The sequence below is a fragment of the Halorubrum sp. BV1 genome (assembly GCF_000746205.1).
GTDB lineage: Archaea > Halobacteriota > Halobacteria > Halobacteriales > Haloferacaceae > Halorubrum.
The window spans coordinates 1-5,205 of sequence record NZ_JQKV01000014.1; the positions used below are offsets into that span (position 1 = coordinate 1).

Sequence of the window (5,205 nt, forward strand, 5' to 3'; positions counted from 1 at the left end):
TCCGCGACCGGCCCCTTGTTCGCGAGCACGACGTGGCGGTCTCGCTCCAGCGCCGCGGTGACGTGCGAGAACCCCGGCTCGGCGTCCCCGAGCGTCGTCGGCGTCGCCTCCACCAGCGCATCGTACTCCGCCGCGAGCGCGTCCGCGGGATCGCCGTCGCCGACGATTCCCCGTTCGGCCTTGCGGGCCACCACGGCGTCGGCGTCGACGCCCGGCGCTCGATCGCCCGTTCCGTCCGCGACGACGGCGCTCGACGAGTCCGCGACGGCGACGACCTCGTGGCCGTACTCGTCCGCCAACTCGACGACGGAGCGTCCGACCGCGCCCGCACCGACGACGGCGAGCCTCACGCTTCTACCCCCACGAGCGGTTCGACCACCCGCAGTCCCTTCGCTCCGGCCACGTCTCGCACCGCCGCGAGCGCCGTCTCCGTCTCGCCCGCGCGGGCCTCGACGCGGAGCCGGGCGCTCGACGATTCTTCGGTCCCCTGCGGAGCCGCGAGCGACACGTCGGCCACCGAGGCCGACTCGCAGGCCTCGATCTGCGAGAGGGTGTCCGACAGGTCGGTGTCGATAAGGTGGCCGAAAAGCAGCAGCGTCACCTCTTCCGCGTACCGCTCCGTCCCGGCCTGCATCACGTTCACCCCTTCGCTGCGGAGCGCCTCGACGATCCCCTCGAAGCGGTCCTGTGTCGCCTCGAAATCGACCTCGACCGGGATCCGCCCGCGAGGCGTCTTGTTCCCCCGCTCGTGGTAAATCGAGAGGAGGTTGCCGCCGTTGTCCGCGATCGGGTAGAGCGCGTCGAGCAACTGGCCGGGCTCGTCGGCGAGTTCGAGCCGGACCGTGTGGGTCGACGGCGTCGTGGCGGCGTGGCCGCCATCGACTTCGGGTACTCCGTCCTCTGTGGGCTCTCCGTCGCGGCGATCGCTCACGCGACCACCCCCGTCGCGGGAGCGGTGCACCGAGCGGGAGTCGTACCGGTCTGCATACTTCAACGGAGCCGGACGATTCGGTATAAGCCTTCGGCGCTGGCAGACGTTGCCTCGCCGCGGCGTCTGCTTCTGGTTCACTCGTCGAACCGATCAGTGACGGCGCAAACTCACGAAGAAAAACGAAACGGAAACGGAACCGCGCGGCCGAGTTAGATGTAGTCGATGGAGCTGGCCAGCTCGAGCTTCATCCCCTTTCGCTCGCGGATCTCCATGATCTTCTCGCGCTGGAGGTTGTCGACGAGCACGCGGAAGCCCGCGTTCTCGGTGTTCCACGATGCGCGGCCCTCGGTGGCAGAGCGGATGTCGGAGGAGAATCCGATCATCTCTTCGACGGGTGCGATGCCCTCGACGACCATCAGATCGCCTTCTTGGTACATGTCGTCGACGCGGCCGCGGCGGCCCTGGATCTCGCCGGACGCCGCGCCCATGTGTTCGCTGGGCACGTCGATCCGCACGTCCTGGATCGGCTCCAGCAGGCGGACCTCGCCGTCGATCAGCGCGCGGTGGACCGCGTCGCGGACGGCGGGGATGACCTGCGCCGGACCGCGGTGGATGGTGTCCTCGTGGAGCTTCGCGTCGTGGAGGCGGAACAGCGACCCCTGGACCGGCTCTGCGGCGAGCGGCCCGTCGTCGAGCGCCTCCTGGAGCCCCTCAAGCACGAGTTCCATCGTCTCGTTGAGGTGCTGGATACCCTTCGTGTCGTCGATGAGGATGTTCGTCCGGTGGATGTCCTCGACGTTCTGAGAGGTGTCCTTGTCCATGCCGGCCTCCTGAAGCGCCTCGCGGCGCTCCAGTTCGGGCATGTCCATCGACACCTCGCCGAGCTGGATGGCGTCGACGATATCCTGGGCCATCGGCTCGACCGTGATGTAGAACTTGTTGTGGCGGTTCGGCGACTGCCCTTCGACCTCACGCGAGGCCTCCTGCGGCTGTTCGCGGTAGACGACGATCGGTTCGCCGGTGATGACCGGAATGCCCTGGTTGTCGCGGATCCGCTGGGTGATCACTTCGAGGTGGAGCTCGCCCTGACCGCTGATGAGGTGCTCGCCCGTGTCCTCGTTGATCTCGATCTGAATCGTCGGATCCTCTTTTGCGACCTGCTGGAGCGTCTCGATGAGCTTCGGCAGATCGTCCATGTTCTGGGCCTCGACGGACTTCGTGATGACCGGCTCGGAGATGTGCTCAATCGACTCGAACGGCGTCATCTCCACGGAGGAGACCGTCGAGCCGGCGATGGCGTCACGGAGGCCGGTGACAGACGCAATGTTCCCGGCGGGAACGTGCTCCACTTCCTCGCGTTCCGACCCCATGAACAGGCCGACGCTCTGGATGCGGTTCTTGCCCGCGGTCCCGGAGACGTACAGCTCTTGGCCCTTCTCTAACGTCCCGGAGAAGACGCGGCCCGTCGCGATCTCGCCCGCGTGCGGGTCCATCGAGATGTCGGTGACCATGAAGACCACGTCGCCGTCCTCGTCGACCAGCTGCATCCCCTCGGCCAGTTCGGTGTCGGGGTCGCCGCGCCAGATGCGCGGGACACGACGCGGCTGGGCGTCCACGGGGTTCGGGAAGTGCTCACAGACCATATCGAGCACGACGTCCGACAGCGGCGTGCGCTCGTGGAGCTCGTCGCGCTTGTCGTTCTGTTCGAGCTCCATGATGTCGCCGAAGTCCATCCCGGTCCGCTGCATCGACGGCATCGAGACGCCCCACTTGTAGAGTGCGGAGCCGAACCCGACCGTGCCGTCCTCGACGGAGACGGTCCAGTCTTCGGGGATGTCGTCCATGTTCTCGGCCATCCCGCGGATGAGCTCGTTGACGTCGGCGATGACGGACATGAGCCGCTCTTGCATCTCCTGTGGTCCCTCCTGCAGTTCGGAGATGAGGCGGTCAACCTTGTTGATGAAAAGCGTCGGCTTCACGCCCTCGCGGAGCGCCTGCCGGAGCACCGTCTCCGTCTGGGGCATCGCGCCCTCGACGGCGTCGACGACCACCAACGCGCCGTCGACCGCGCGCATCGCGCGGGTGACGTCGCCCCCGAAGTCCACGTGGCCCGGGGTGTCGATGAGGTTGATGAGGTGGTTGGTGTCCTCGTACTCGTGGGTCATCGAGACGTTTGCCGCGTCGATGGTGATCCCACGCTCCTGTTCGTCTTCTTTCGTGTCCATCGCGAGCTGCTCGCCGGCGGTGTCCTGGGAGATCATGCCAGCACCCGCAAGCAGGTTGTCGGACAGCGTCGTCTTGCCGTGGTCGACGTGGGCGGCGATGGCGATGTTCCGGATGTGCTCCGGATTGTCCATCAGCCGCTCGCACTCTTGAACGATCTTCTTGCGTCGGCCCATTATACCGGTTGGTACCGACAGCAGGGTCAAAAGGGTAGTGTTTCGCTCCGGCCGTTTCGAGGTGGATCGGCCCGGATCGACGCCGATCCGCCGCTTTTTGCGTGCCGGTAGGTCACACGATCGGTATGCGGCCACATAGCACAGACATCCCACTGACTCGCAGGCATCCCGCTGACTCGCAGGCACCCCACTGACTCGACGTGGATCCGTAACGCGACTCGCGCGCCCGCCAACGCGAGGCCCACGCGCGTCGGTCACGGTTTCGTGCTCGGCCACGGTTTCTGCCCGCGGCGTCGCCGACCGCGTCACGCATCCCGGCCGGCGCGCGGTGTCGGTGTCACGCGGATTTAAGTGTTCACTCGGAAACGGACGAACATGAACGAAACGCTCTCGCGGATCGTCGACAGCGGCGTCGTGGCGGTGTTACGCGGCGTGCCGGCCGACCAGCTCATCGAGATCGCGGCGGCGCTTCACGACGGCGGCGTCTCCGCCATCGAGATCACGGCCGATACGCCGGATGTCGCAGACCTCATCGGCGAAGTCACCGGTTCGTTCGACGACGAAGTCGTCGTCGGCACCGGGACCGTCCTCGACAGCGAGACCGCGCGGACGACGCTTCTGGCCGGCGCGGAGTTCGTCGTCTCGCCGAGCCTCCACGAGGACGTGATCGAGACGTGCAACCGCTACGGAGCCGTGAGCGCCCCCGGCGTGATGACGCCCACGGAGGCGATCCGCGGCTACGAGGCCGGAGCGGACTTCGTGAAGGTGTTCCCGGCGAAGACTGTCGGTCCGGACCACATCGGCGCGATGAAGGGTCCGCTCGGGCAGATTCCCATGATGCCGACCGGCGGCGTCGGCCCCGACAACGCCGCTGACTACATCGACGCCGGCGCGTTCGCCGTCGGCGCGGGTGGAGCGCTCGTGGACTACGACGCGGCCGCCCGGGGGGAATACGAGACGATCACGGAGACGGCCCGCGAGTTCACGCAGGTCGTCGAGGAAGCCCGCACCGACGACTGACAGCAGACGGCGGTAGAGACCGCTATTGCGGCAGACGACGACACAGGCCGGCGGCACCGCCGACCCCGGCGCGACCCCCTTTCAGGGTGTGTCCGATCCACCGTCTCGGGAACGGGGAACCACCGAATCCTCACGAACGTTTAAGTCAATCCGCCGGGATACTATATAAATGCGATGACACGGCCCACCCGGCAACGGGATCACGACCGGCAGCGCGTGCGGGACGAGGACGTCGACGAGAGCGAGACCGACCCAGAAGAGGTGGACCCTGAAGATCTTGACCCCGAAGACTTCGATCCCGAGGACCTCACTCGGACGGCCGACGGCGAACTGATACACGAAGAGACCGGACTCATCGTCGAAGAAGAACAGATAGATCCCGGTCCGGAGTGGCGAGCGTTCAACCACTCGGAGCGGCAGTCGAAGTCGCGCGTCGGTGCCCCCACGACGAAGACGATGCACGACAAGGGGCTGACGACGACGATAGACTGGAAGGACAAGGACGCGTACGGCCGCTCTATCTCCTCGAAGAAGCGGTCGCAGATGCACCGGCTGCGCAAGTGGCAAGAGCGGATCCGAACGAAGGACGCGGGCGAGCGGAACCTCCAGTTCGCGCTCTCTGAGATCGACCGGATGGCGAGCGCGCTCGGCGTGCCGCGTTCCGTGCGCGAGGTGGCCTCGGTGATCTACCGCCGCGCGTTGAACGAGGACCTGATCCGCGGCCGCTCCATCGAAGGCGTCTCGACCGCCGCCCTCTACGCCGCCTGTCGCAAGGAGGGGATTCCCCGCTCGCTCGAAGAGATATCCGACGTGTCTCGCGTCGACCGGAAAGAGATCGGTCGGACGTACCGGTAC

General features: G+C 66.6%; 4 protein-coding genes and 1 pseudogene. 2 read left to right on the top strand and 3 right to left on the bottom strand.

The genetic code is table 11. The annotated features are described in order from the left end of the window. The 3 genes and pseudogenes from EP28_RS11325 to EP28_RS11335 all read right to left on the bottom strand — a co-directional run. Positions 1–350 (bottom strand): annotated as a pseudogene (locus EP28_RS11325) (homoserine dehydrogenase); the annotation flags it as partial. Next, on the bottom strand, positions 347–931 hold the full coding sequence (locus EP28_RS11330; RefSeq protein ID WP_049984131.1) for an amino acid-binding protein: 585 nt from the start codon (positions 929–931) through the stop codon (positions 347–349). The gene EP28_RS11330 and the pseudogene EP28_RS11325, both read right to left, overlap by 4 nt. A gap of 209 nt (positions 932–1,140) precedes the next feature. Next, positions 1,141–3,330, bottom strand: a complete 2,190-nt coding sequence (locus EP28_RS11335; protein ID WP_049984128.1) for an elongation factor EF-2 — start codon at positions 3,328–3,330, stop codon at positions 1,141–1,143. A 375-nt stretch (positions 3,331–3,705) separates the two neighbouring features. Here EP28_RS11335 and EP28_RS11340 point away from each other — a divergent pair, with 375 nt between their 5' ends. Beyond that, positions 3,706–4,350 (top strand): bifunctional 4-hydroxy-2-oxoglutarate aldolase/2-dehydro-3-deoxy-phosphogluconate aldolase, encoded by a 645-nt coding sequence (locus tag EP28_RS11340; RefSeq protein ID WP_049984129.1) that lies wholly within the window; start codon positions 3,706–3,708, stop codon positions 4,348–4,350. A 174-nt stretch (positions 4,351–4,524) separates the two neighbouring features. Continuing rightward, positions 4,525–5,205: transcription initiation factor IIB (locus EP28_RS11345; protein ID WP_049984130.1), on the top strand; the 681-nt coding region annotated here is incomplete at its 3' end.

Excerpts from the sequence above, each read along its gene's own strand:
- EP28_RS11335 (WP_049984128.1), bottom strand. The coding sequence starts at position 3,330 with ATGGGCCGACGCAAGAAGATCGTTCAAGAGTGCGAGCGGCTGATGGAC.
- EP28_RS11340 (WP_049984129.1), top strand. The coding sequence starts at position 3,706 with ATGAACGAAACGCTCTCGCGGATCGTCGACAGCGGCGTCGTGGCGGTG.